Source organism: Tessaracoccus aquimaris (genome assembly GCF_001997345.1).
In the GTDB taxonomy this organism is placed as follows: Bacteria; Actinomycetota; Actinomycetes; order Propionibacteriales; family Propionibacteriaceae; genus Arachnia; species Arachnia aquimaris.
On record NZ_CP019606.1, the window covers coordinates 2,272,504 to 2,295,148 of the forward strand.

The following is a 22,645-nucleotide window of genomic DNA, read 5'->3' on the forward strand; positions in this document are numbered from 1 at the left end:
ACGATCGTCGTCGTCGAGTGACACGATGGATCATGGCCACCATCTTTTGCACGGCGACCTCGCTGGACGGGTTCATCGCCGACGACGCCGAGAGCCTCACGTGGCTCTTCAACACGCCCAACTGCGAGGGCGACCCGCAGGGCCGCTACGGCGACGACGCCACCCTCGACTTCGACCGCTTCATCGAGCGCGTCGGGTCGACCGTGATGGGGGTCAACACCCTCGAGTGGCTGAGGCGCGAGGCCCAGTCCTCCGGCAAACCCTTCGCATGGCCGTATGAGCAGCCCTCCTGGGTCGTCACGCACCGAGACGTCGAGGTGCCCGACGGCGTCAAACTCTTCCAGGGCGACGTCGCCGACCTGCACCCCCTGCTCGTCGAGGCGGCAGACGGCAGGGACGTGTGGGTGATCGGCGGCGGCGACCTCGCGGGCCAGTTCGCCGACGCGGGCCTGCTCGACTACATGTGGGTCCACCTGACGCCGGTAACCCTCGGATCGGGCAGGCCGCTGATGCCCCGCAGGCTGCGACTGCACCGCGAGAACGTCGAACGCGACGGCCAGTTGACCGCCATGCTCTTCAGGGTCGTCGGGCCCGAACCCGACTGACCTCCACACCCGATCGTTTCGGCGGCGGGCGCGACCTCCGGTAAAATGCCTCGCGGTGTGCCGGGAAGTCTGGTCGGCGCCGTCGGATCCCCGGCGGGACAGTCACCGAAAGGCACCATGACCTCACCCATCACCCGGCTGCGCGACTTCGTCTCGCGCGAGTCGGTGGCAGGCATCCTCCTCCTGATCGCCGCGGCGCTCGCGCTGCTGTGGGCCAACTCGCCCTGGCGCTCCGCCTACTTCGACCTGTCGGCGATCACCGTCGGCCCGGCCGCGCTGCACCTCGACATGAGCCTGTCGCAATGGGCCGCCGACGGCCTTCTCGCGATCTTCTTCCTCGTGGTGGGCCTCGAACTCAAGCAGGAGATCGTCACTGGCAGCCTCCGCAACCCGAAACTGGCGGCGGTTCCCGTGTTCGCAGCGATCGGCGGCATGGCCGTCCCCGCGTTGGTCTTCGCGGCGGTGATCGCCGTGACCGGCGCGACCGACGCGCTCGGCGGTTGGGCCATCCCGACGGCAACCGACATCGCCTTCGCGCTCGCCGTCCTCGCCGTCTTCGGACGGGGCCTGCCGCGGGCCCTTCGCGTGTTCCTGCTGACCCTTGCCGTCGTCGACGACCTGCTCGCGATCATCGTCATCGCCGCGTTCTACACCTCCTCGCTGTCCCCCCTGTGGCTGGTGGTGTCGCTCGGCTGCGTCGCGCTGTTCGCGGTGCTCACCCGGATGGGCCGCACCCGCTGGTGGCTGCTGCTGCCCGTCGGGCTGCCGGCCTGGGGGTTCATGCATGCCTCCGGCGTGCACGCGACGATCGCGGGCGTGCTGCTCGGCCTCGTGGTGCCCGCCCGGGCGATCCATGGGGAGAGCGACTCCCGCTCGCACCGTTTCGCGCACGCGATCCAGCCGCTCTCCTCCGGGATCGTGGTGCCGGTCTTCGCGTTCTTCGCGGCCGGCGTCTCGCTGGTCGACGGCGACGGGCCGCTGGCCGTGCTGAGGCAACCGGTGCTGCTGGCGATCTTCCTGGGCCTTGTCGTCGGCAAGGTCGTTGGCGTGATGGGCACGACGGCGCTTGTCACCAAGCTCACCCCGCTGCGACTACCCGACGCGGTCGGCCTGCGCGACCTGCTGCCCGTCGGCCTGCTCACCGGCATCGGGTTCACGGTCTCGCTCCTGATCGCGGAACTGTCGTTCCCGGACGGTCCGCACACCGCGGCGGCGAAGTTCGCGATCCTCGCCGGATCGCTTGTCTCGGCGGCGCTCGGTGCCGTGGCGCTTCGCCGGTCGGCGCGCCTGAAGCGTTCCACCGACATGAACGAGGACGGCGTCGTCGACGTCGACACCGACCCGATCCCCTGACCCGCTCGCCTAAGGTGTCGGGATGGATCCCATCCCGTTCACCCCGGTCGATCACGACTTCCCCGGGTGGCCGATGCCGCCGTCTGTTCCCGCTGGCATGCGCCTCGAACTCAGCCGGGCGCGCCTTCTCGACGGGGAGGAGGCGCGCTTCGACGAGTGGATGGCGATGCTGCACGAGCGCTACGACGAGTGCCTCGCGACCCTTCCCCAGGAGCGGATGGCCTTCGAGGCGACGTTCCTGAACCGGGAGGCCGACGGCAGTTGGTGGATGTACCACCTGCAACTGATGGGCGAGGACTCCCCCGGCCTGGTGCTCGACAACGACCTTGACAGGGCTCACCACGCGTTCGCCGTCGCGACCAAGCACCAGGGCTGGGAGGAGTTGCAGCCGAGGCTGCTGCTCGCGCCGCCGACGGTGCTGGCCGCGCTCGTCGAGGCGGCCCAACCGCCTGCCCAGCCGGGCTAGTCGGCCCGGGCCGGCCGGTCCAGCGGAAGGGGGTCAGCTTGCCCGGGCGAGCCGGAGCCGACGCACGGGCGCGGGCTCTGGGGCGCCGTCGGGCTGCCCCATCAGCGCGCGACGCCAGCCGAACCAACTGACGGCGACCGGCAGCAGCGCGCCGACCCACGCGAACGGGGCGGCGAGCGCGACACCGAGGAAGCCGAGCGGGGCGACGAGCACCAGGCCGACGACAGCGCGCACGATCAGTTCCATGAACCCGGCGAGCGTCGGGATCGCGGTCGCGCCGAGGCCCTGGATGGCGTTGCGCAACACGAAGACGCTTGCCAGGATCGGGTAGAGCGCGCCCTGGACGATGAGGTAGTCGTGCGCAAGTCGGACGACCTCCTGCTGGCCGTCGCCGACGAAGACCTGGACGATCGGCGTCCCGAGGAGCGCCACGACAAGGCCGAGCACGAGGGCAAGTGCCCACGTGACGAGGCTGGTGCGCCAGACACCGGCGCGGATCCGGCCCCACTTGCCCGCGCCGCGGTTCTGCGCGACGAACGTCGTCACGGCGACACCGAACGAGCCGAGCGGGGCGACGGCCAACTGGTCGACGCGCATCGCCGCGGTGAACGCGGCGACCGAGGTCGCGCCGAGACCGTTGACGGCATACTGCAGCACGACGGCGCCGATCGCGATGACCGACATCTGGAAGCCCATGGCAAGGCCGGGGCGCACGGACTCGCCGAGCTCGCCGGGCTGCGACTTCCAGTCGGCGCGGCCGAGCCGAAGCTGGGGCATCCGGCGGGCGATCAGGATCACGCACAGGATCACGGAGACCAGTTGCGCCATCACTGTGGCGAGGGCCGCGCCGGGCACTCCCCATCCGAAGGCGCCGATGAACACGACCACGAGGATCACGTTCAGCACGCAACTGATGATCAGGAAGTAGAGCGGGGTCCGGCTGTCGCCGAGCGCCCGGATCGCCGAGGCGAGCAGGTTGTAGGCCATCACGATTGGCGCGCCTGCGAAGGAGACGATGAGGAACGCCTTCGCGTCGCCCATCAACTCATGCGGCGTCTGCATCAGCGTCAGCAGGTCCTTGGCACCGAGCACGCCGACCGCGGTGATCACGGCGGCGATGGCGGCCGAGACGCGGATGGCGTTGGCGAAGTGGCGCTTGAGCGCGGCGAGATCGCCGGCGCCATAGGCCTTGGCGATCGGGATGGCCAGGCCGCCCGCGGCGCCGAAGGTGAAGCCGAGCAGCAGGAACATCAGGCTGCCGGTCGCACCGACCGCCGCGAGGGCGTTGACGCCGAGCATTCGGCCGACGACCGCGGCGTCGGTGAACTGGTAGAGCTGCTGGAACAGGTTGCCGATGAGGAGGGGAAGGGTGAAGGCGACAATCACGCGGGTCGGCGAACCGACCGTAAGGTTGTTTGACATGGGTGTACTCGCGCGCTCAGATAGGGCTGGATGTAGAGAAGAGGAAGCTATTTGTGGTTCCGTGAAATTAACTCGAACCGACCGATTAGCTTACGCCTCTTACCCCAGAGTGCAATTCGGGGTCGCCCGAACACTGCGGTCTTCGCGGTGGCGTGGGTGGGTTGAGCAGCATCCCCGACCCGATGGCGATGTGAGCGTTCACAGATGGCGTAACCAGCAACGAACACCGACTACTGCTCATCGCGGGGGCCCTCCCCAGCGCCCGCCCCAAGGAGAGTCGTCGGCCCCGCCCAGGCGGGCCGACGTCGGGATCCCACTCGACGGGCAGGTCGACCCGAGCATCTGACGCACGGCGCCGCCGCCGGAGGCGTCCCCTTCACCCGCGCCGGTAGCGTGCCGACGCCTCCGCGCGGGGTGCACCAACGGCCACCTCACCCGCAGCAGGGGAACCGGCTGACACCGTCAGTGCTTAAGCTCACCCCGTGCCCGCCGTTCAACTCACAGACCACGATCTGCCCACCTCCGACGAACTGGTCACGCTGTACTCCAGCGTCGGCTGGACGGCCTACACCCGCGACCCGGTCCGCCTGTTCGACGGGATCACCCGGTCGCTGCGGGTGGTGTGCGCACGCGAGGACGGCCGACTCGTCGGGTTGGCGCGCGTCGTCGGCGACGGGCTCACGATCGTCTACCTCCAGGACATCCTGGTCGCGCCGTCGCACCAGCGCGACGGGATCGGCAAGCGCCTGTTCGAACGCGTCCTCGAACCGTTCGACGAGGTCCGCCAGAAGGTCCTGATCACCGACGACGAACCGCGCCAGCGCGCCTTCTACGAGTCGATGGGATTCTCCGAGATTCGCGACCTCGATTCCAAGATCCACGCCTTCGTGAAGTTCAGCTGACCCACGGCCAGCCCCAGCGGACCACATAGACGACGGCACCCGCCAGCGCGAACACCAACAGCGTTGCGCCCATGAACGGCCCGACGACGGCGCTCGTGGGGCCCTCGCGGCGACGCAGGGGGCCGATCACGAACAGCAGCCCGATCGTCTGCACGACACCGAGCGCCACGACTGACCAGTCGCCAAGGATGGCCAACCCGAGGGGGATGAAATGCAGCGCGACGGTGAGGGCGACCCACCAGGCGGCCCAACGTCCCTGCCCACGCCTTGCCAGGATCACGGCGCCGACTCCGGCGACGACGACCTCGACCGCCACAAGTACCCCGAACCAGGCCTCGCGGCCGGCGAGCACGCTTCCGTCGCTCCAGCGGGCGTACACCGCGTAGCCGAACAGCGCCGCCAGGGCGATTCCGACGACAGATCCGGCGCCGAGCAGCCCTCTGAGTCGCGGCGACGGGGCCTCCTGCGCCCACCCGAGCCACACGATCGTCATGAGCCCGAACCAGGCCGTCGTGAATGCCTGGTTCAGGGGGAACTCCGCGAGCATCGCTGCGATACCTCCGTTGTCGTCGGCCAATGCCATTGCGGCAAGGGCCTTTCTCCACCCTTACACGGGCCCGGGTCAGAGACGCTTCCCGCCAGGGCTGGGCGGGAACCATTCGGACGGATCGGCCCGGGTTGGGGTTCAGCGGTATCGATGGCCCGATGCGAGAATCGCCATCGAGTCGACGCCTGCAGTGGCGACGCTCGACCTGCAGGTTGCGCGCATCTGGCCAACGACGGCTCCCGGGAAGGGACCGCTAGGCTGCGGGTTCACTGGCCGAAAGGGTGAGTCATGGGCAAGGGTTGGGGCACGATTCTGGCGGCGGCGGCCGTGGTGGTGGCGGGATGCGCTCCCTCCCCCGATCTGAGGCCGCAACCCACCCCCTCGGATACGGTCCCGGGGACGACCGCGCCTTCCGCCACGGACTCCCCGTCGGCCCCTGCCGAGCCCGAGCCTGTCGTCCCCGCGCCGCCACTGGAGGCGGCTGAACTCGCCACCTACGGCGGGGTTGCGACGCTCGTCGTCTCGGCCGGCTGCACCGGCACTCTGATCGAGACGGGTGTCGATACGGCGCCCGCCTATCTCCTCACCAACGGCCACTGCGTCGGCGTCGACGGGATGTCGGCCAACGACACCCTGATCGACTCCGAGGGCCAGGGCGAGGTCCGCTTCTTCAACGTCGCGGGCGGCGCCGAGAAGGTGCTCAGCGTGCCCGTCACGCGCTTCGAGTACGGCACAATGCGCGGCGTCGATGTCGGCATCGTCCGCGTGGACTCCACCCTCGGCGAACTCCGGGCCGCTGGCGCGGTGCCGCTCAAGATCGCCTCCGAGGCACCGGCCGAGGGCACACAGGTCGTCAACATCGCGTCCCCGACGCAGGGCGTCGCCGCCGATCAGCAGGTGCTCCGCAAGGGTGAGTGCACCCTGGGCGCCACGGTCGACCTGATCGAGCACAAGTGGCTGTGGCTCGACGCGCCCCGCACCGACTGCCCGGGCGTGCTGGGCGGCTCCTCCGGCTCCCCGATGATCGCCGACGGTGAGATCGTGTCGATCATCAACACCACCAACACCGGGGTACCCGCCGACAGGGGCGCGAGCTGCTACCTCGGCAAGCCGTGCGAGATCACCGCCGACGGGGCCGAGTTCGTGCCCAACAGCAGCTACGGCGTCGACATCGCTGGCATGGGCGCATGCTTCCCGGACGGCACGTTCGCGCTGGGCGACGACTGCCCGCTCGCGGCAGGGTCGCTGTCACGGGTCGGCGGAGGCGGCATCTACGGAGCCGACGGCACCGACGGTGGGGACCGCCCCGCCGAACTGACGCTCGAGGCCGGGGGCGCGCAGGCAGTCGCCGTCGTGCAGGGGGTCCCGCTCAAGGACGCCAGGACCTGCACGGACCCGGCGACCTACGACTCCGCCCCGATGATGACGCTCGAGGACGGCGTCGAGATCGCCAGCACCCCCGTCACGCTGCCCACCGCCAACGGCTTCGTTCTCGCCTGCGCCGCGGAACCGGGCAACGAGGAGGCCGCCGCCCGGTTCGTCTACTCGGTCGACACCGTCGCCCCCACGGAGGGTCCCAAGCTGAGCCAGACCCCGCTCGGCGAGGACGAACTGATGATCGACCCGCTGTTCGACATCCCAGACATCGCCGACATCCACCTCGTGTTCGGCCCTGTCGACGAGACGGACTGCTCGGACCGCTCTTCCTACTTCCCCTACCGTCGGCAGCCGTTGTTCTTCGCGCCGGAGGACCTGCCCGCCCGCTTCTGTGCCGTCGGCTTCGACATGGCGGGCAACGAGTCCCCGGTCACCGATCAGATCGTGGAGCGCTGACCAGCGCCATCCGCAGCAGCGGATACGGCCTGCCCTGGTCGTCGAGGTCGCTCCGCCCGACGGTGTGAAACCCGTTGGCGAGGTAGAAGCCGACCGCCTGCGGGTTCTGTTGGTTGACGTCTACCCGGTCGACGCCTTGACGCAACGCCCACCCCAGGAGCGTCGTCCCGACGCCGCGACCGCGGAAGTCGGCGTGCACGAACAGCATCTCCAGCGAGCCGCCCGCCACGCCGGCGAAGCCCACGATCCGGTCGGAGACGACGGCGGCGGCGAGCCTCACCTGCGGGAAGTAGTCGCTGGCCAGGTGCGACTCGATCCGGTCCCTGTCGTCGGCGGCCAGAAAGTCGTGGGTGGCGTCGACTGCGCTACGCCACACGTCGACGAGCACCGGCCAGTCCTCGACGGTCGCGTCCCGCACCTCCATGTCACCCTCCCGTGCTCGGCGTTTCTGTCCACCGATCCTCCCAGACCCCGCGTCCTCCGCGTCGCGCGTGCGTAGCGTTGCGCACGACCAACCACGAGGAGGCACCCATGAGCACCTACCTGATCTCCTTCCCTGGCCCCGCGATGCGGGTCGACCCCGAGGACCTGCCGCAGGTCTCGGCCGACGCCGACGCCGCCACCCGGGAGGCGCGCGACGCGGGGGTGCTGGTCTTCGCGGGCGGCATCGACAACGCGGTCGGCCCGGTGATGGTGGCCGCCGACGGCACGGTCACGGAAGGCACCTACCCGCAGACCCGCGAGTTCGACGGAGGGTTCACCGTCGTCGACGTGGAGTCCAGAGAGGAGGCGCTGCGCTGGGCGGCCCGCTTCGCGCGGGCCTGCCGCTGCCCGCAGGAGGTCCGCGAGATCCGGTGAGCCCTAGTTCGCCCCGTCGGAGGTGGCCGCCCGAACGAGCCGGACGGCGAGGCGGTCGCCACCGGCCAGGCGAGCATCGTCAGCGCGAACGCGATGGGCCATGCCACCGCGAACTGCCGTGGCCAGGCCGCCAGCCACGCCTGCGTCGGGCCGAGCGCGATGAGGCTCATCAACCCCGACATGGTGGCCGCCATGATGCAGGTCATGATCACCTGGGCGATCAGCGCCGTCTTCTTGTTCACGTCTGTCCTTCTCTGGGACGACGCGGGCACGAGGCGGCGCCGTTCCCGTCGTGGGTTCGAGCGCCTTGGGTTCACTCAGAAGGTGACATCATCTCGTCAGAGGGCTGGAATAACCACACCAGCCAGGATCTTTCAGGCGGGTCCGAGGGTAGCCGAACCGTCGACGTCTTCGCTAACGGCACCGACGTGCTCGAAGGGCGTCTCGCCCGGCCGCCAGCAGTTCCAGGACTGGTCGGACATCCTGAGCAGCGCGATCTCGACGTACACCTCGTCGGCGCGTGGGTCGATGCGCAGTTCCCAGTCCTCCAGCACCAGACGCATGCCGTCCCTGGACCGCTCCGACGCGTCGGTGACCAGTTGCCCCGGCAGGTCGAGCAGCGCCTGGCTGTAGCCGGCGTCCCCGTGGCGCAGCACCGTCCCACCCCTGGCGAGGTGCGGCCAGACCTCAAGCGTCAGCGACGCGATGTCGTCGAGGTAGAGCGTGACCGTCTCGGTCACGGCGACCGAGACCGAGTAGACGCGCGATCCCACTAGTCGTTCCAGCATCGGTCTCCTCCCGGCACGAGACTAACGCCAGGGGCGCCCACCGCTCCTGGTCAGGGCTCGATCGTCAGGGCGCGATGGTCAGGGCGCCACCGGGTAGTGGCTGAACACCGCGAGCCGGTTCCAGGAGTTCATCACGACCGTCTGCCACGCGACGGCCGCCGCCTGGTCCTCGGTGAGGGAACCGTCGTCCCAGCGTCGGGGCTCAGGCACGGGCATCTCGGTCAGTTCCTCGGCGAGCGCGAGCGCCGAGCGTTCCTGCTCGGTGAAGTACTGCGACTCCCACCAGGCGGCGAGCACCGCGAGGCGTTCGGCGCTCTCCCCCAGTCGGATCGCGTCACGGGTGTGCATCCGCAGGCAGTAGGCGCAGCCGTTGAGTTGGGAGACGCGGATCTTGACCAGTTCGATCAGCAGGGAATCCAGACCCGAACGTTTGGCCGCCTCGGCGACCGACGCGTCAAGTTGGGTGAGGCACCGGTAGGACTCCGACTGCCGCTTGCTGAGGTTCGGGTTGATCATGTCGCGCTCCTTCGCTGTGCGGGCGACGTCTTCGACCATACGCCGGAACCAGCGGCGTGCGGCCGGCGGTCGCTGGGTGACCTGCCGGTTTCCCGTCGTCGCTGCGTCCGTCGAGGAGGCCGAAGCGACGCCGCTGACGGGGAACGTCCGGGTGTGCGCGCTACCCGCCCTCAACGCCGGCTTGGCCCTAGTATGACGCCATGCTCAGACGATTCATCGCCCGCGCGTTCTGGGCCATCAGCCGCTGGAAACTCGTCACGGAACCGGCACCGGACCGGCCGACCATCCTGATCGGCGCCCCGCACACGTCCAACTGGGACTTCGTGCTGATGCTCGGGATCGCGTGGCGGCTCGACATGAACGTGCGCTGGCTGGGCAAGCACAGCCTGTTCAAGGGGTGGCGCGGGCCGATCATGCGGGCGCTGGGCGGCATCCCGGTCGACCGTACCAACCCGAGCCGCATCGTCGACGAGGTCGTCGAGGAGGTCCGCTCCGGCAAGGTGTTCGGCCTCGTGGTCACCCCCGACGGCACCCGCAAGGGACAGACGCACTGGAAGTCGGGCTTCTACCGGATCGCGCGGGAGACGGGGATGCCCGTCACCCTCGGCTACGTCGACCGCACGACGATGACCACGGGCCTCGGCCCGACGATCGAACTGACGGGCGACATCCCGGCCGACATGGACGTCATCCGCGCCTTCTACGCCGACAAGGCGGGGGTCATCCCGGCGTATCGGGTCGAGCCGCGACTGCGCGACGAGCAGCCCCCCGCCGCCTGACGACGCCGGGTCCGGCACTGGCCGAAGGCCATCTATTCGCGGCATTCGCCCTAGCCGTAGCATGGTCGGATGGGGGAACACCATCGCGCGAGCCTGCTTCGGGCGCGCCAGAAACATTGCCTGTCGACACGAGCGGGGTGTGGGCGAAGCTGTGGCCGGAGCCTGCCACGCCCGCCCGCGGTCGTCCGCCGCGGTGGACGCTGAGCGACTTCGTGGAGGCGGGCGTCCGGATCGCCGACCGGGGCGGCCTGGACGCTGTGACCGTCGCGTCGGTCTCTGCGGAGGTCGGCGGCAGCCCGATGTCGATCTACCGCCACGTCGCGTCCAAGGATGACCTGCTCGTCCTGATCGAGGACGCGGCGCTGGGCCCTCCCCCGCCGTTGACCGACGTGGGCGGCTGCGTGACGGACGGCGTCGATGACGGGTGGCGCGCGGCCCTGGAGCGATGGGCCAATGCCCTCTCGGAGGTCTACGACCGACGTCCGTGGCTGCCCTACGTCCCGGCCTTCGGGCCTCCGGCAGGGCCGAATCAGTTGGCGTGGCTCGACGCCGTCTATGCGCTCCGCGGGATGGGCCTCGGTGCCCCGCAGCGCCTGGCCCTCGTGCTGTTGCTGAGCGGGCATGTCCGCAACGCGAGTCGCACAGCGGTCGAGATGGGGCCGATGCTCAGCGGCGACGGGCTTGCGGGCTGGTTCGCGTTCATCGGGACCCGCGTCGGTGATCGGCTACCCAGCCTTGCAACCACGATGCGCGACATCTCCGAGGCCTCGGAGATCTGGGCCGATTGGGACCATCGGGGTTTCATGGTGGACCGGATCCTGGACGGCATCGCACAGGTCGCACCGCCACCTGACTAGGCACGACCCTCACCATGCGCGGACGGCCGCTCCCTGGGAGTCAGCCTCTGGCCCTCCGTTCGCCCTTGCCCGTGGTCAGAGGGCCCCGAAATTGCTGGAATAATCCTGCTGTGATGAGCGCACCCCCAGTCAGTCAACGGTTAGTCGGTAGCAAGGCGGGGCAGGTCCCCTGGGCGCGTGAGGCGCTCATCGTGTTGCGGGAGACCGCGTCGCGCTACGGCGCGACCGTCACGTACGCGGACCTCGCGGAGGCCGTCCAGCATCGTTCCGGGATCCGGACCCACGCCCAGCAGCGCACCTGGTTGGCACCGGTGCTCAAGTTGGTCGCGACCGCGTGCCAGGGTCGCGGACTTCCGCCACTCATCGCGCTGGCCGTCAACGCGCAGGACGGAAAGGTCGGCGCCGCCTACGACGCCGTCCTCCAAGTGGCCGGAGAGGCCCCGTTCGCTACCAAGTCGGAGCGCGAGCGCCACGCCTCCGAGGCCCGCCTCGCCTGCTACAAGGCGTTCTGCGAGTCGGTCCCCGAAGACGCCCGCCCCACGACCGCCCCGCCGCGCCCCTCAGCAGCGCCGCGGTCGGCCGCCCGCAAGCCTCAGCCGGTCGAGGTCAGGGCGGCGGTGTGCCCCAGTTGCTTCATCGAGATGCCGCTGGTCGGCGGCGGCTGCCCCAACTGCGACTGACCTCCCGCCGCGGCCCCGGCGCAGCCCTTCGCCTAACCGCCTGTCGGCCCTGCCTCATGGACCATGACGACCACACGGAGACCGCGCATGGGCGAAGCTATCCCGCCTCGAGGCGGCCCTGCGTGATCTCCGGGGCGTCGGGAGGGTTCGCGCCGGCGAGGTCGAACGGGCAGACTCTGACGCATGGAGGATCTGCACGTCGCGCCGGGCCCGGGTATCCCGCACGGTCTCGTCGTTCCCGCGAGCGAGTTGCGGGAACAGTTCTCCCACGCCTCCGGCCCGGGCGGGCAGGGCGTCAACACGGCCGACTCTCGGGTGCAGTTGAGCCTTGATGTCGCGACGACGACGGCCCTCACCGAGGAGCAGCGAGCCAGGGCGTTAGGGAGGCTCGACTCGCGGCTGAGCGCGGGGGTGCTGACGGTCAGCGCGGCGGAGCACCGCTCGCAGTTGCGCAACCGGACGACGGCACGGGCACGCCTGGCGGTCCTGCTGCGGGAAGCGGTGGCCCCTCCGCCCAAGTCGCGCAGGCCGACCCGTCCGACGCGGGGCTCCCAGTTGCGCCGCTTGGCGGCCAAGCGCGGCAGGGCCGAGACGAAGCAGAACCGCCGCCGCCCCGGCCTGGACTGACGATTGCTCGGCCGCGCAGACGCGAAACAACGCTGGCACAGCCGCGGAGCCCCAGCCCCACTGGCTGAGCCGGGCGTCGCTGGTTGAGCCGGGCGTCGCTGGTTGAGCCGCGCAAAGGCGCGAAGCGCCGCAGCGCGTGTCGAAACCAAGCCGCGCCCGCCCACAGACCCAAGCACCGCGTCGACATCGAGCCACGCCCACCCATACCGCGCACGGGCCTCGACCGTTCGGGAGCTCGACCACCGCTCGTCGAGCCTGTCGAGACGTCCGAGCACCGAGCGGAACGGACGCGCCATCGACGCCTGCACCTCCGTCAACCAAGCAGCGGAGTTCAGCCCGCAGACGGACGGCCAACGAACCACACCGCCCCTACGATCGACGTCATGCCTAGCCACAGCACCAAGCTGCACACCTCGTTCCTCCTCGGCCTTGCCTCCCTATCGGTGGCCGCGCTTGTCGGCTGCCAGGCCGCAACGACACCCGGCGCGGAGTCCGGCGCGCCGAGCGCAAGCACCACGCAGACCGTCACCTCTCCATCGAGCGTCCCCGAGACGAGCACGCCCGCAGCCTCGCCGACACCCAGCCTCGCGACCCCCGAGGCGCCGACGAGCCCACCCGCGCCGAGCAGCGCCCCGGCGACCTCGTCTGCTCCGGAGCCGAAGGCCGAGGACATCAACGGGCGCTGGTGCCCGACCCCCGAGAGCAGCGACGCCGAGTGCGTCACCGTCGCGCTCCCGAATGCGACCTGGGAGGGCCGCGGCATCACCGAGCCGATAAAGCTCGTCGGCGAGGAGCAGGGCACCTTCTCCTACTCCGCGGAGGGCGCCCCGTTCGGCGTCTACGCGCCGGCAGGCGTCGCGCTCGAACTGCCCGACTACTACAACGGCGGCGACATGCCGGAGGTCGAGCGCATCTGGAACGGGCAGACCAGCGTGCTGTATCTGAGGCAAGACTAAGGACGGGGCAGCACCCGGCGCCCCTGGGAGGAGCCGTGCGATGACAATCCGCTTGGAGAACGTCGGCATTGCGGTGCGCGACCTTGAGGAGGCCATCGGCTTCTTCACCGACCTCGGCATGACGGTGATCGGGCGCGACACCGTCAGCGGCGACTGGACCGACACGGCCGTTGGCCTCGACGGCAACCACGCGAAGATCGCGATGCTCCAGACCCCGACGGCCAGGGGCGGATCGAACTGTTCGAGTACATCCATCCCGACGCGATCGAGACGGATCCGACGTTTCCGAACGAGATCGGGATGCACCGGGTCGCGTTCTCGGTCGATGACCTGGATGAGTCGCTCGCGATCGCGGCGCGGCACGGCTGTCGTCCGCTCAGAGGTGTGGCCAACTACCGCGACGTGTACCGGTTGACGTACCTGCGCGGGCCGAGCGGCATCCTCGTGATGCTCGCCCAGGACCTGACACGGTCCTGAGTCGGCCCCACCCACGGAGCGGCGGTCAGCGCATCCGGTCCGAGACCCGCATGCCCTCGGCGATCCGCCAGAGCAGGTCGGCGTTGACGACCGGCCTCGGCACCAGGTCCAGGAAGGCCGCGAAGGTCCCCTGCCCGGCGACGGCGTGCGGGAGCGCCAGCGGATCGGGCGAGGTGGAGACGGCGATCCAGGTTCCTGCGTCGTAGTGGTGACCCCAGTGGTAGTGGATCTGACCGCCGAGCGAGATGCGGGCCTCCAACGCATCGGGTGAACTCACCTGGTCGACGTGCATCTGAACGGCGAGTGGGAGCGCGGGTGCCGTCGTGGGCGTGACGGTGGCATCGACCGTGACCACCAGCAATCGGTCGGGCCCGGGGGTGCCCGCGACGCCGGTGAACCGCCAGGTCGCTCCCTCGACCGTGACGTCGAAGGGGGCGAAGTCTTCTGGGACGAGGCCCGCGATACGGTCGTTGATCTCGAGGAATGCCTCCAGCATGGTCTCCATCGCCTCATCGTGGCATCGCTGGGGGCCAGTGGCTCGGTAGGCGGACGAGTCGCCTGGCCCCGAGCCGCTCCGGGCGTCCTGCGACTCACGCTCGGTCGTCGAACCGGCCACCGGCGAGACGGTGAAGCTCACGTCGCGGGCGGGTTGCCGGGCCTCTCTCCCGGCCGACGGCCTCAACCCACCTCTGGGACGTAGCCCGATCGCCCCTTCCACGAACCGTGCTCGCTGAGCGGACGGAACCGCAGCGTCGTGAACTCGTGGTGGAAGTCGCGGCGCTCCCGCTCCGCCATGGCCTCGTTGTGGAGCCTGGCGGTCGGACCCTGGTCGCGGCCCCAGACCATCCCGGTCATGGCGCGCGCGCTGGTCCAGACCGAGAAGGTCGCCACGGTGTTGGGCGGGCGCATCGCGGCGAGCGCGAGCGTCGCCTCGCGATGGTCGCGGACCTGCCTCTCGACGGGTCGGCCCCAGCGCAGGAACCGCGGCAACTCCGGCAACCGCATCCTGGCGAGCGTGACCGCGACGCTGGGGGCGTCGAGGTCGGTCTTCTCGGCGTGCTCCGGCAGGTGCGCCACCTCGCGGACGCTCCCCCAGCGCCGTTGATAGGCAAGCCGCACGTGCCAGCCCGTCGCAAGATCTCGACCCAGCGGATCTTGGGCGAGGAACTGCCCGAGGGCCGCCTCCTCTGCCCACTCGGCGAACACCGCGAGCCTTCCGACCTGCATCCGGCGGGGCGTCACGATCGGCGCTCCGAGGTCCATCCCGGCCAGCACCTCCGCGTGCACAAGCCCAGGCGCCGACGGCGGGCTCAGCAACGCGCGGACCCCGTGATGGGGTGCCAGGTGCACGAGGTGGAACGAGTGCAGTGCCATTCCCCGATCCAACCAGCTGGCCGGCCTATCCGCATCGACCGCCCGGAGCCGGCTTGGGGTCGATGCCCAGAGTCTCAGACGGTTTGGTCAGGCACAGGCGGGGGTCTGGTCGGATTCCGCTGCGAGGGTCGCGGTCGGCTCAGAGCAGGCCCGGCGTCCGCTCGCCTACCGCTGAGGCGCGCCAGGGGCCGAGTCCCTCGAGTGCGTGGCACGCCGCAGACTCAGCACCGTCCTGAGGATCATCACCAGCCCGATCAGGCCGGTGATGAGCCCGAGCCCGCCGAGTCCCGGCGAGTCGTCGGCCTCGCCCGCGAGCACCACGAAGGCCCCGAAGGCCATCAGGAACACCCCGGCCAGCAGGGTCAACGCCGTCCACCATCGGCTCATCCGCAAACCCGCCTTTCCCTGTCTGGGACTGATCGTTGCGCTCAGCATGCCAGTGCCTGGCCCTCCCCGGACCACCTGGCCCGGGCAAGCACGCCAAGTGTCCCTCCCTTGGAACACTGGCGGGCAACGCACTAGTGTGCCGGTCCAGCGAGATGAGGCCGGCAACGACGTGGTACGCACAGACGACCACCCCGACTCGCCGCGCTGAGCGGTCAGTCGCAGGCGAGAAAACTGAGCGGGATGGGCCCGAGAACTTCTGGCTCGCCGTCGATACGACCGCACCAGGCGGCTGATCGGCCCGTGCTGTGCCTGGCCGCTTGCGGTTCCTCGCGGCGCCCCATGCCAACGGTCTGCAGGGCTGGCCCAGCAGAGCGCGGGCTAGAAGCCTGAGAACTCGGCGCCGCGGGCGATCATCTCGTCGACGATCCACCGGGCGGTCTCGCGCTGGCACGCGCCGGGGTCGGCGAAGCTGACGGCGAAGACCCCGGTGATCTCGGACAGCTTCGGCACCCCGGTGAGTTCGAGGATCGCGTCGGCCTCGCGGGAGTACTCGTCGCGCGGCGCGCCTTCCTCGATCAGGCCGACGGGGTCGGCCTCGGCAAGGATCTCGATGAGTTGTTCACGCGACAGGGACATGCGGCGAGCCTAGCCCTGCTCGGCCCCGATTCGGCCGCGCCCCGCGGGTTGAGCCGCGTCAAGGCGCGAAGCGCCGCGACGCCCGCCGACCGCGGGTTGAGCCGCGCCAAGGCGCGAAGCGCCGCAACGCGCGTCGAAACCAACTCCCGCCCGCGCAGACAGCAGACGACCGCTACCTACCGTCGACCGGCCAAGGGGACCCTCACGCCCAATAGAAGACGCAAATGTCCGGCGCCTGCCGCCACGCGGACAAGCTCCAGCGCACACCTCACCAGGATTTCGACACAGCAGCGGGCGACTCCGTCGCCGCGGCTGGTTCAATCAGCAACCCCGCGGGTTGAGCCGCGTCAAGGCGCGCAGTGCCGCAACGCCCGCCGACCGTGGGTTGAGCCGCGCCAAGGCGCGCAGCGCCGCGACGCGCGTCGAAACCACCCCTCTCACCCGTACAGAGACCCGACCACGGCGACCTTCCCCTGATCGGGGCGCGGTGCGGACTCCGACTTTGAGCATGCTTGGTAACTCGTTCGTCGGCCCCCAAGCCACTCTCATAGCGAGAGGAGTTGAACCTCCACGCCGTCCGCCACTGGGTCGCGGCGGCTGGCTCAGTCAACCACCATCACGACGGGTCGAAGCGTTCGACAGCACGCAGCGTGTACCCGTCACCGATGTCGCCCGCCCGGTAGAACGCCTCGAACATTGCGACCGCCTCCTCAGCGTCGAAGACCTCGTGCGTCCCGACGACCTCGGTGCTGCGCGGAAGCACAAACTCGACCGTCCCTTCGTCATCCCCTCCGCGTCCGACGACGGATCGCACCGCCGAACCTGGCGCCTCCGGGTCCGGCCGACAGAACTCGACGATCATCCGTTCGGCGGCGCCTGCGGCCTGCAGGTACCGCAGTCCCGAAGAGCCGTCGGCTCCTTCGGGCGCGATCTCCTCGAGGATCACCGCCCACGGGTCGCTGCCGTCCATGCTCGACAGGTGATGCCCGAACCGTCCCACGTAATGCTCGCGACGCAGTTCGTGCGCGCTGCTCGGACTCGTCTCACGCAGGATCTGCATGGTGTGCGTCGGCACCAGGCTCGCCTCGAAGGCCGCATAGACCTCGGGCCCCCTGGCATATGCGGCCAGGTACTTCAGCACGTCGACGACGCTACTCATCGAGCCGGTCTCGCCCCGGGCGATCGCCTCGTCGGCGACCCGCGCCGCGTCAGCGGGACGATCGGCCGCGAGCAGCGCAGTGATCAACAGCACCAGGCCCCGAGGCTGGCTGGCCTCGGGCCGGTCCTCGAGGGCGCGCGCGAAGCCAGCCTCGTCTGGATGCGCGGCGATGAAGTCATCCCTGGCCGCCTCGAACGCGTCGAGCGCCGCCGTCGTGTAGGGCTCCGCGGCCGGCTCGACCGATGTGACGCCCTCGGCGATGACCAGGGGCTGGACTCGGAAGGCGCCGTTGATGCGGCGGTTCAGTTGCATGCGCGGCCCCATCGCGGTGTCGGGCATGAACGCCTCCCACAGGAGGGCGTCGACGCGCAGCGGCTTGATTTCGACCCTCCACTCGACCCTGTGCCCGAGGCCGTCCTTCGTCGCGCTGAGGAACCACGCCGTCAGGGTGGTGAGGTAGACATCGTCGAGCAGATAGGGCGTGCCGCTGACGAACCGCATCCCGCGCGCCGTCGACGCGGCCTTCAAGCCGTCCTCCCATGCCGTCGAGGTCTTCGCCATGCTCACCCCATTCCTTGTCGGCTGCGATCCTAGTGAGCCGCCTGTTCAAGCATGCGTCAGTTGGGCCAGTCCCAGGTGACGTCGACGGCGTCACGGTCGCGGATGAGGTGCCGGTCGTCCGACTCGGGGTGCTCGGTTGGGAGCCGCGCGACTCAGAGTTCCTGCTCAGAGCCTCTCGAAGACCATGGTCGCCTGGATGCGGTCGCCTCCCGCGAAGCCCTTGCTTCCCGAGGAGGCCGTGGTGATGGTGTGGAGGCGGTACCCGAGGGCCGCCTGCTTGTTGATCACACCCTCCAGTTCGGTCAGGTTGCCCGATCCCGTTCCCCACATCTTCTCCTTGAGGATGACCTGCAGCACGACGTAACTCATGCCGCGCTGAGCGGGTCGCGGCTGCGCCCCTGAGACGGCGTCGGCCTGGATCCTGTCGATCATCCCGCCGAGCCCCGGCGCGGCCGGCGCAGCAGCCTGCACCCGCTCCGTCCACTGCTTTCCGTCCCACCATCGCTGCGTTCCGGACCCGTCGTCGTACCAGCCTGCCTGCGTCGCCGCCATGTTCCCTCCAACCTCGGATGTGCTCGCATCCTGCCCGAGGTTCGACCACCGGCGGGCCGAATCGACCCAGATCGGTCGCGGCAGTGGCGGCGTCCGCCGGTGCGACGGTCTCGAGGACGTCGGCAACCAACTTCGGGCCCCGTTCGATACGAGCAGGCTCCGATCCTCAGAGGCAGGACTACGGTGATCGGATGCGGATGCTGCTCACCTCCAACGGGATCTCGAACGCGCTCATCCGGGACACGCTCGTCGACCTCATCGGTAAGCCGATCGCCGACTCCCGGGTCGTCGTCGTGATCGACGCGATCCTTGGCTTCCCTGGGGACAGCTCTACGCTCGTCGACCACCTCGACGGGCTGCGAACGCTTGGCTGGGCCGAGTTCGACGTCGCCTCGCTGTTCGCCGGACCGGCGTCGTTGGTCGAGGCTCGGCTGCGGTCGGCCGACGTGATCCTTGGCTACGGCGGCAGCAACCTGTGGCTCGCGCACGCCTGGGCCGAGACCGGGCTGACGTCGGTCTTGGCCGATCTGCTCGACGAGAAGGTGTACGTCGGGTGGAGCGCCGGGTCGATGATCTTCCCGCGCCTCCTGAACCGCTGGCCCGATGCCTTCGACGATCAGGAGGAGCTCGCCATGTTCGACCTCGATGAGGTCGCGCCCGCGGTGCCGCTGTTCGACTGGTTCTTCATGGGGCACCTGGGCGCCGACTGGATGCCTGCGGACGCCGAGGCCCGGGCCGCGCGCGGCGCCGCACGGACGGATCAGGAGGTCTGGTTCCTGGACGACGACTCCGCGCTCCTGGTGCGTGACCCGGACACCGACCCGATCGTCGTCTCCACGGGGCACTGGCGCCGGTTCGGTGCCGATGGCGGAGTAATCGAGTCGCACTGAGCCGGCGAAGTGTCGGCGAGCCCAACGGTCACCGTGCTAGCCGTGGGCCTTTCACGCCCTGAGCGCCGTAGGCTGCGTAGATGGAACTCGACGATGTCGACGCGTTCGCCGCCCAACTCGAAGGGTGCCGTCAGCGGCGAATTGACGGCCGCGTGGGCTGGTACGTCAACGGGTTACTCGTGGTGCGTCCCGAAACGGACCGCACGATCCTGATCAGACTGGACCCGACCCAGCGCGAGTCGATGCTCGCCGCCCATCCCGACACCTTCGGCGTGCCTCCGGCGTGGGAGGCCCACGAGAAGGTGCAGGCAAACCTGGACGGCGACGCCGACGCCATCCGCACCGCGATCAAGATGGCTTGGGAGCGCCAGCGGCGGACCTGATTCCAGGTAGAGAAGCTCGCCTGAAGGCCTCTGAAGACCGCCTTGGACGCCCCGCGATGAGCGTCATGGCCGAGCACACCGTGCGATGACCTCGCGACGGCGCGCATCCAGATGAGCCGCGGATACGCTGTCTGCATGCCTCGCGTCCTCATTACCGGCATGTCCGGCGCAGGAAAGTCCACACTGCTCGAGGAGTTGAACCGCCGAGGTCGCACCACCGTCGACACCGACTATGACTCCTGGACCCTCCCCAATGGACTCTGGGACGCAACAAGACTCACGGACCTTCTTGCCCGCGAAGACGATGTCGTGGTGTCAGGCACTGCGGAGAACCAGGGCCTGTTCTACAACCGGTTCGACCACGTCGTGCTGCTGAGCGCTCCCCTCGAGGTCCTGCTCGAGCGCCTGTCGAACCGGACGAACAACCCCTACGGGTCGACGCTCGAACAGCAGGACGAGGTTCGGGCCTATCTCGCGGACGTCGAGCCTCTCTTGCGGCGTGGGGCAAGCCTCGAACTGGATGGACGCCGCCCGGTCGCCGACTTGGCCGATGAGATTGAGGCCCTTCGATAGGTGGCAGGCCTTCATGCACACCGACGAGCGTCGAGTCCGCACCACTCATGCCGACTGAAGAGGCCTGATCGCTGCGATCTGCTCCGGCTCGCCCGCGTCTCGTCGCAGCAGGGCGCCTCGCACCACTCGGTCGGCTACCGTCCGTGGATCTTCGGCACGCGACAATGAATCCCACCACCAGATCACAGCCGGCCGCCCCACCCCTGCCGGCCCTTCACAGATAGGAACCCTCGTGGAGCAACTGATCACCCGCCTTGTGGAGCTGACGGCGAACACCCCAGCCGTCGAGTTCCACGGACTTCCTCAGTTCCTTGCGAACACGGATCGGCTTCAGGTCGAGAAGCGCTTCGCTCGCGCGGATGCCCGTGATTTCTACACTCGGCACAACCCGGCCGATGCGGTTGTGGGGAGCATCTGGCAGGACATCACCTTCTATCCCTTCGCCGGTTTGGATGGTCAGCAGATCGGCTACGCGACAGACGGACGCACGGGCGAGCCCAGCGTTGACTGGCCGTCGAACATGCTGGTCATCGCTGACAGCGGCGGCGACCCGCTCATGCTGGACCCGTCGTCGGTCGACGGCGAGGTGTTCTTCGCCGTGCATGGGATGGGGTACTGGGATCCGCAGCCGATCGCGCGTGACATCAGTGGCTTGCTGAAGCTGTCGATCGCCTGGCTCGAGGTGTCGGAGCAACGCGGCGAAGACCTCTACGACGACACCTACGACATTCATCCGGCGTCGATCGCGCTCTTTCGCGAGCTCGCCGCGTCGCAGGGCATCGAGGACACCTACATCCAGAACGTCCTCGCTCTGCGGTGAAATCAGCACTGCCGGTGCCAACCCGATCTTCATCCACTGCCGACCGATCTCTCACACGGCCTGTCCCCGTCCAAGCGTCGCACCGGATCAGCCTGCGCCATCGGCCTCAATACCGCCCAAACGGACCCCGAACCCGGCGCACAGGGTGTGCGAGTTCCGCAGCGGGATCCACCAGCAGGTCCAGCGTGACGGTGCACCACCATCGGACGGGTCATCCTCCCCTGCCGCCCAGCGCTCCGGGACGTCGTCGCCCGTCAGTTCGAGCTGGAAGAAGTGCCGGACATGCAGCTCCGGCTTCGCCGGCCACATGTCGTAGCGCTCGACGCCGAGCGAGCGGACCACCCTGGACGACAGCCCCGTCTCTTCGCGAACCTCACGCACTGCGGCAGTCTCCGGAGCCTCACCTTCGTCGATGGACCCCGCGGGGACCTGTACGCCGGTGATCTCGATCGGAAAATCATCATGCGTGAACACGAGCAGGCGTTCGTCGTGCACCACATAGGCGACGACCTTCTGCACCTCCCGCCTCGGCTGCGGCACGGGCGTTCCTCCTCTGGGCCTCGGCGCGCGTCAGCGAGCCTCAGTTGTCGGCCGACCCGTCGAGTGTGTCGACGACGACCCGGTGCACTGCGTCGCCGATCGGACGATCGCAGGACCCGGTCCATTCCCATCCAAGCCGATTCAAGGGCCAGCGGGGAACGGGGAGGTGCCAGCTGCGCCGTTCCCGCTGACGGTGAACCCGTGATGGGTTCGAGCAGCGCCGTAGCGGTATCAGTTGGCGACACCACACTCGGGCGCGGCGAGATCAGCTGGTTGCGGGCCGCCCATGTCGCCAGTAGCCGACGAAGTCGACGTTTCGCTTCGGCACCGCCCGGTCCTGCACCAGGTGGCGGCGTGCCCCCGTCGCCAAGGCGGACTCGCCGATGACGTGGGCGTGCACAGCGCCGTCGGGCAAGGTCATCGAGGTCAGCCCTTGTAGCGCGAGCTCGCCCGGGCGCGCGTCCGGTCGACCCGACTCGTCCCGCTCGATCCACTGGATCTGCATCTCGGCGGGTGTGGAAAAGTCCTGGCGGTCCTCGGCTGTCGGGATCTCGACGACCGCAATCCCGCGGGCATCCGCCGGGAGCGCGCGACAGATGCCCGCGATCGCCGGCAGAGCGGTCTCGTCGCCGACCAGCAGGGTCCAGTCGTGAGGGTGGTCCGGGGTGAAGGCCGCTCCCTGGTCAAGGAAACCGACCCGGTCGCCAGGACGTGCATCGAGCGCGAACTGCGCCGCAGGGCCGAGTTGGCCATCGTCACCACCATGGATGACGAAGTCGATGTCCACTTCGCCGACCTCGGGCCTGCAGTCCCGCAGTGTGTACGCGCGCACCCAGGGTCGGTGAGTCCTCGGCGTCGCCAGATACTGCAGGTACCAACCCAGCTCGGTGGTACTCGTGGGAAGTTTCAGGGCCTCCTGACCATCGCGCGTGAAGAAGAGACGGCACCAGTGATCAGCGCCACGAGCTTCGAGCCCGTCCAGACCACCCAGGGTCACCCGAACGAAGTTGGGACTCAAGCGCTCGGCTCGGGCGACCTGAGCCACCATGAATCGTCGGTCAGGGGGCGTGTTCTTCTTCCGGCTCATAAGGCAAGCCTATCCTT

At 69.2% G+C, this 22,645-nt stretch carries 29 protein-coding genes and 2 pseudogenes; 17 read left to right on the forward strand and 14 right to left on the reverse strand.

Annotated elements, in window-relative coordinates; all coding sequences use genetic code 11:
* Positions 1-32 precede the first annotated feature (32 nt).
* The 3 genes from BW730_RS10640 to BW730_RS10650 all read left to right on the forward strand — a co-directional run bounded on the left by BW730_RS10640 (position 33) and on the right by BW730_RS10650 (position 2,424).
* The gene (locus BW730_RS10640) at positions 33-605 is read left to right on the forward strand and encodes a dihydrofolate reductase family protein (RefSeq protein ID WP_077686218.1); all 573 of its coding nucleotides are present in this window, start codon (positions 33-35) and stop codon (positions 603-605) included.
* Positions 606-722: 117 nt separating this feature from the next.
* The gene (nhaA, locus tag BW730_RS10645) at positions 723-1,958 is read left to right on the forward strand and encodes a Na+/H+ antiporter NhaA (protein ID WP_226996711.1); all 1,236 of its coding nucleotides are present in this window, start codon (positions 723-725) and stop codon (positions 1,956-1,958) included.
* Positions 1,959-1,980: 22 nt separating this feature from the next.
* Positions 1,981-2,424, forward strand: coding sequence for a DUF6176 family protein (locus tag BW730_RS10650; protein ID WP_077686220.1), 444 nt, complete (start codon positions 1,981-1,983; stop codon positions 2,422-2,424).
* A 33-nt stretch (positions 2,425-2,457) separates the two neighbouring features.
* Here BW730_RS10650 and BW730_RS10655 read toward each other — a convergent pair whose 3' ends face one another.
* Positions 2,458-3,846 carry an MATE family efflux transporter gene (locus BW730_RS10655; protein ID WP_077686221.1) on the reverse strand — a complete coding sequence of 463 codons (1,389 nt, stop codon included), beginning with the start codon at positions 3,844-3,846 and terminating at the stop codon, positions 2,458-2,460.
* Positions 3,847-4,328: 482 nt separating this feature from the next.
* On the opposite strand from BW730_RS10655, the gene BW730_RS10660 reads away from it, so the two are divergent.
* A complete protein-coding gene (locus BW730_RS10660) occupies positions 4,329-4,748 on the forward strand; it encodes a GNAT family N-acetyltransferase (RefSeq protein ID WP_077686222.1) in 420 nt (139 codons plus the stop codon).
* Here the strand turns inward: BW730_RS10660 and BW730_RS10665 are convergent.
* The gene (locus BW730_RS10665; protein WP_226996713.1) at positions 4,741-5,331 is read right to left on the reverse strand and encodes a hypothetical protein; all 591 of its coding nucleotides are present in this window, start codon (positions 5,329-5,331) and stop codon (positions 4,741-4,743) included. The two genes, BW730_RS10660 and BW730_RS10665, sit on opposite strands and share 8 nt — an antisense overlap.
* A gap of 252 nt (positions 5,332-5,583) precedes the next feature.
* Here BW730_RS10665 and BW730_RS10670 point away from each other — a divergent pair, with 252 nt between their 5' ends.
* The gene (locus tag BW730_RS10670) at positions 5,584-7,128 is read left to right on the forward strand and encodes a trypsin-like serine peptidase (RefSeq protein ID WP_077686223.1); all 1,545 of its coding nucleotides are present in this window, start codon (positions 5,584-5,586) and stop codon (positions 7,126-7,128) included.
* Here BW730_RS10670 and BW730_RS10675 read toward each other — a convergent pair.
* Complete coding sequence (locus tag BW730_RS10675; protein ID WP_077686224.1) at positions 7,103-7,552, reverse strand: acetyltransferase; 450 nt, start codon at positions 7,550-7,552, stop codon at positions 7,103-7,105. The two genes, BW730_RS10670 and BW730_RS10675, sit on opposite strands and share 26 nt — an antisense overlap.
* A gap of 107 nt (positions 7,553-7,659) precedes the next feature.
* On the opposite strand from BW730_RS10675, the gene BW730_RS10680 reads away from it, so the two are divergent.
* Positions 7,660-7,986, forward strand: a complete 327-nt coding sequence (locus BW730_RS10680) for a YciI family protein (RefSeq protein ID WP_077686225.1) — start codon at positions 7,660-7,662, stop codon at positions 7,984-7,986.
* Between the two features lie 116 nt (positions 7,987-8,102).
* On the opposite strand, the pseudogene BW730_RS20370 reads toward BW730_RS10680, so the two are convergent.
* From BW730_RS20370 to BW730_RS10695, 3 genes and pseudogenes are all read right to left on the reverse strand, one after another.
* Positions 8,103-8,192: pseudogene (locus tag BW730_RS20370) on the reverse strand (DUF2798 domain-containing protein); the annotation flags it as partial.
* Between the two features lie 168 nt (positions 8,193-8,360).
* Positions 8,361-8,774 carry a hypothetical protein gene (locus tag BW730_RS10690; protein WP_145952813.1) on the reverse strand — a complete coding sequence of 138 codons (414 nt, stop codon included), beginning with the start codon at positions 8,772-8,774 and terminating at the stop codon, positions 8,361-8,363.
* Between the two features lie 78 nt (positions 8,775-8,852).
* The gene (locus tag BW730_RS10695) at positions 8,853-9,290 is read right to left on the reverse strand and encodes a carboxymuconolactone decarboxylase family protein (RefSeq protein WP_077687622.1); all 438 of its coding nucleotides are present in this window, start codon (positions 9,288-9,290) and stop codon (positions 8,853-8,855) included.
* 200 nt (positions 9,291-9,490) lie between these two features.
* Here BW730_RS10695 and BW730_RS10700 point away from each other — a divergent pair, with 200 nt between their 5' ends.
* The 7 genes and pseudogenes from BW730_RS10700 (at position 9,491) to BW730_RS19325 (ending at position 13,666) form a co-directional block, all read left to right on the forward strand.
* A complete protein-coding gene (locus tag BW730_RS10700) occupies positions 9,491-10,069 on the forward strand; it encodes a 1-acyl-sn-glycerol-3-phosphate acyltransferase (protein ID WP_077686227.1) in 579 nt (192 codons plus the stop codon).
* 137 nt (positions 10,070-10,206) lie between these two features.
* Positions 10,207-10,926, forward strand: coding sequence for a TetR/AcrR family transcriptional regulator (locus BW730_RS18560; RefSeq protein ID WP_158522605.1), 720 nt, complete (start codon positions 10,207-10,209; stop codon positions 10,924-10,926).
* A 191-nt stretch (positions 10,927-11,117) separates the two neighbouring features.
* Entirely contained in the window at positions 11,118-11,606 is a 489-nt protein-coding gene (locus BW730_RS10710; RefSeq protein ID WP_145952815.1) for a hypothetical protein, read from the forward strand.
* Positions 11,607-11,789: 183 nt separating this feature from the next.
* The gene (gene arfB, locus BW730_RS10715; protein ID WP_077686229.1) at positions 11,790-12,233 is read left to right on the forward strand and encodes an alternative ribosome rescue aminoacyl-tRNA hydrolase ArfB; all 444 of its coding nucleotides are present in this window, start codon (positions 11,790-11,792) and stop codon (positions 12,231-12,233) included.
* A 383-nt stretch (positions 12,234-12,616) separates the two neighbouring features.
* Entirely contained in the window at positions 12,617-13,189 is a 573-nt protein-coding gene (locus BW730_RS10720) for a hypothetical protein (protein ID WP_077686230.1), read from the forward strand.
* 40 nt (positions 13,190-13,229) lie between these two features.
* Positions 13,230-13,355: pseudogene (locus BW730_RS20170) on the forward strand (VOC family protein); the annotation flags it as partial.
* 134 nt (positions 13,356-13,489) lie between these two features.
* A complete protein-coding gene (locus tag BW730_RS19325) occupies positions 13,490-13,666 on the forward strand; it encodes a VOC family protein (protein WP_226996715.1) in 177 nt (58 codons plus the stop codon).
* A 25-nt stretch (positions 13,667-13,691) separates the two neighbouring features.
* Here BW730_RS19325 and BW730_RS10730 read toward each other — a convergent pair whose 3' ends face one another.
* The 6 genes from BW730_RS10730 to BW730_RS10755 all read right to left on the reverse strand — a co-directional run bounded on the left by BW730_RS10730 (position 13,692) and on the right by BW730_RS10755 (position 18,335).
* The gene (locus tag BW730_RS10730) at positions 13,692-14,171 is read right to left on the reverse strand and encodes a hypothetical protein (protein WP_145952816.1); all 480 of its coding nucleotides are present in this window, start codon (positions 14,169-14,171) and stop codon (positions 13,692-13,694) included.
* Positions 14,172-14,344: 173 nt separating this feature from the next.
* The gene (locus BW730_RS10735) at positions 14,345-15,040 is read right to left on the reverse strand and encodes a hypothetical protein (protein ID WP_077686232.1); all 696 of its coding nucleotides are present in this window, start codon (positions 15,038-15,040) and stop codon (positions 14,345-14,347) included.
* Positions 15,041-15,205: 165 nt separating this feature from the next.
* The gene (locus BW730_RS10740) at positions 15,206-15,427 is read right to left on the reverse strand and encodes a hypothetical protein (protein ID WP_077686233.1); all 222 of its coding nucleotides are present in this window, start codon (positions 15,425-15,427) and stop codon (positions 15,206-15,208) included.
* A 378-nt stretch (positions 15,428-15,805) separates the two neighbouring features.
* Positions 15,806-16,063, reverse strand: coding sequence for a hypothetical protein (locus BW730_RS10745; protein ID WP_077686234.1), 258 nt, complete (start codon positions 16,061-16,063; stop codon positions 15,806-15,808).
* Positions 16,064-16,679: 616 nt separating this feature from the next.
* Complete coding sequence (locus BW730_RS18155; RefSeq protein ID WP_145952817.1) at positions 16,680-17,783, reverse strand: hypothetical protein; 1,104 nt, start codon at positions 17,781-17,783, stop codon at positions 16,680-16,682.
* A gap of 165 nt (positions 17,784-17,948) precedes the next feature.
* Positions 17,949-18,335 carry a DUF2510 domain-containing protein gene (locus BW730_RS10755; RefSeq protein WP_077686236.1) on the reverse strand — a complete coding sequence of 129 codons (387 nt, stop codon included), beginning with the start codon at positions 18,333-18,335 and terminating at the stop codon, positions 17,949-17,951.
* Positions 18,336-18,526: 191 nt separating this feature from the next.
* Between BW730_RS10755 and BW730_RS10760 the strand changes: the two genes are divergently transcribed.
* The 4 genes from BW730_RS10760 (at position 18,527) to BW730_RS10775 (ending at position 21,001) form a co-directional block, all read left to right on the forward strand.
* Complete coding sequence (locus BW730_RS10760; protein WP_158522607.1) at positions 18,527-19,225, forward strand: Type 1 glutamine amidotransferase-like domain-containing protein; 699 nt, start codon at positions 18,527-18,529, stop codon at positions 19,223-19,225.
* Positions 19,226-19,305: 80 nt separating this feature from the next.
* Positions 19,306-19,608: a hypothetical protein gene (locus tag BW730_RS10765; RefSeq protein WP_077686238.1), complete on the forward strand. Its 303-nt coding sequence runs from the start codon at positions 19,306-19,308 to the stop codon at positions 19,606-19,608.
* 135 nt (positions 19,609-19,743) lie between these two features.
* The gene (locus BW730_RS10770) at positions 19,744-20,181 is read left to right on the forward strand and encodes an AAA family ATPase (protein WP_077686239.1); all 438 of its coding nucleotides are present in this window, start codon (positions 19,744-19,746) and stop codon (positions 20,179-20,181) included.
* A 232-nt stretch (positions 20,182-20,413) separates the two neighbouring features.
* Complete coding sequence (locus BW730_RS10775) at positions 20,414-21,001, forward strand: SMI1/KNR4 family protein (protein WP_077686240.1); 588 nt, start codon at positions 20,414-20,416, stop codon at positions 20,999-21,001.
* A gap of 87 nt (positions 21,002-21,088) precedes the next feature.
* Here the strand turns inward: BW730_RS10775 and BW730_RS10780 are convergent, their stop codons facing one another.
* Together BW730_RS10780 and BW730_RS10785 are read right to left on the reverse strand one after the other, a co-directional pair.
* Entirely contained in the window at positions 21,089-21,520 is a 432-nt protein-coding gene (locus tag BW730_RS10780) for an NUDIX hydrolase (RefSeq protein WP_077687624.1), read from the reverse strand.
* Between the two features lie 286 nt (positions 21,521-21,806).
* Positions 21,807-22,628: a siderophore-interacting protein gene (locus BW730_RS10785; protein WP_077686241.1), complete on the reverse strand. Its 822-nt coding sequence runs from the start codon at positions 22,626-22,628 to the stop codon at positions 21,807-21,809.
* Positions 22,629-22,645: the final 17 nt, after the last annotated feature.

Excerpts from the sequence above, each read along its gene's own strand:
- BW730_RS10675 (WP_077686224.1), bottom strand. The coding sequence starts at position 7,552 with ATGGAGGTGCGGGACGCGACCGTCGAGGACTGGCCGGTGCTCGTCGAC.
- BW730_RS10690 (WP_145952813.1), bottom strand. The coding sequence starts at position 8,774 with ATGCTGGAACGACTAGTGGGATCGCGCGTCTACTCGGTCTCGGTCGCC.
- BW730_RS10720 (WP_077686230.1), top strand. The coding sequence starts at position 12,617 with ATGCCTAGCCACAGCACCAAGCTGCACACCTCGTTCCTCCTCGGCCTT.
- BW730_RS10640 (WP_077686218.1), top strand. The coding sequence starts at position 33 with ATGGCCACCATCTTTTGCACGGCGACCTCGCTGGACGGGTTCATCGCC.
- BW730_RS10665 (WP_226996713.1), bottom strand. The coding sequence starts at position 5,331 with ATGGCATTGGCCGACGACAACGGAGGTATCGCAGCGATGCTCGCGGAG.
- BW730_RS10695 (WP_077687622.1), bottom strand. The coding sequence starts at position 9,290 with ATGATCAACCCGAACCTCAGCAAGCGGCAGTCGGAGTCCTACCGGTGC.
- nhaA (WP_226996711.1), top strand. The coding sequence starts at position 723 with ATGACCTCACCCATCACCCGGCTGCGCGACTTCGTCTCGCGCGAGTCG.
- BW730_RS10735 (WP_077686232.1), bottom strand. The coding sequence starts at position 15,040 with ATGGCACTGCACTCGTTCCACCTCGTGCACCTGGCACCCCATCACGGG.
- BW730_RS10670 (WP_077686223.1), top strand. The coding sequence starts at position 5,584 with ATGGGCAAGGGTTGGGGCACGATTCTGGCGGCGGCGGCCGTGGTGGTG.
- BW730_RS10730 (WP_145952816.1), bottom strand. The coding sequence starts at position 14,171 with ATGGAGACCATGCTGGAGGCATTCCTCGAGATCAACGACCGTATCGCG.
- BW730_RS10655 (WP_077686221.1), bottom strand. The coding sequence starts at position 3,846 with ATGTCAAACAACCTTACGGTCGGTTCGCCGACCCGCGTGATTGTCGCC.
- BW730_RS10700 (WP_077686227.1), top strand. The coding sequence starts at position 9,491 with ATGCTCAGACGATTCATCGCCCGCGCGTTCTGGGCCATCAGCCGCTGG.
- BW730_RS10765 (WP_077686238.1), top strand. The coding sequence starts at position 19,306 with ATGGAACTCGACGATGTCGACGCGTTCGCCGCCCAACTCGAAGGGTGC.
- BW730_RS10740 (WP_077686233.1), bottom strand. The coding sequence starts at position 15,427 with ATGAGCCGATGGTGGACGGCGTTGACCCTGCTGGCCGGGGTGTTCCTG.
- BW730_RS10680 (WP_077686225.1), top strand. The coding sequence starts at position 7,660 with ATGAGCACCTACCTGATCTCCTTCCCTGGCCCCGCGATGCGGGTCGAC.
- BW730_RS10785 (WP_077686241.1), bottom strand. The coding sequence starts at position 22,628 with ATGAGCCGGAAGAAGAACACGCCCCCTGACCGACGATTCATGGTGGCT.
- BW730_RS10755 (WP_077686236.1), bottom strand. The coding sequence starts at position 18,335 with ATGGCGGCGACGCAGGCAGGCTGGTACGACGACGGGTCCGGAACGCAG.
- BW730_RS10770 (WP_077686239.1), top strand. The coding sequence starts at position 19,744 with ATGCCTCGCGTCCTCATTACCGGCATGTCCGGCGCAGGAAAGTCCACA.
- BW730_RS19325 (WP_226996715.1), top strand. The coding sequence starts at position 13,490 with ATGCACCGGGTCGCGTTCTCGGTCGATGACCTGGATGAGTCGCTCGCG.
- BW730_RS10745 (WP_077686234.1), bottom strand. The coding sequence starts at position 16,063 with ATGTCCCTGTCGCGTGAACAACTCATCGAGATCCTTGCCGAGGCCGAC.
- BW730_RS10760 (WP_158522607.1), top strand. The coding sequence starts at position 18,527 with ATGCGGATGCTGCTCACCTCCAACGGGATCTCGAACGCGCTCATCCGG.
- arfB (WP_077686229.1), top strand. The coding sequence starts at position 11,790 with ATGGAGGATCTGCACGTCGCGCCGGGCCCGGGTATCCCGCACGGTCTC.
- BW730_RS18155 (WP_145952817.1), bottom strand. The coding sequence starts at position 17,783 with ATGGCGAAGACCTCGACGGCATGGGAGGACGGCTTGAAGGCCGCGTCG.
- BW730_RS10650 (WP_077686220.1), top strand. The coding sequence starts at position 1,981 with ATGGATCCCATCCCGTTCACCCCGGTCGATCACGACTTCCCCGGGTGG.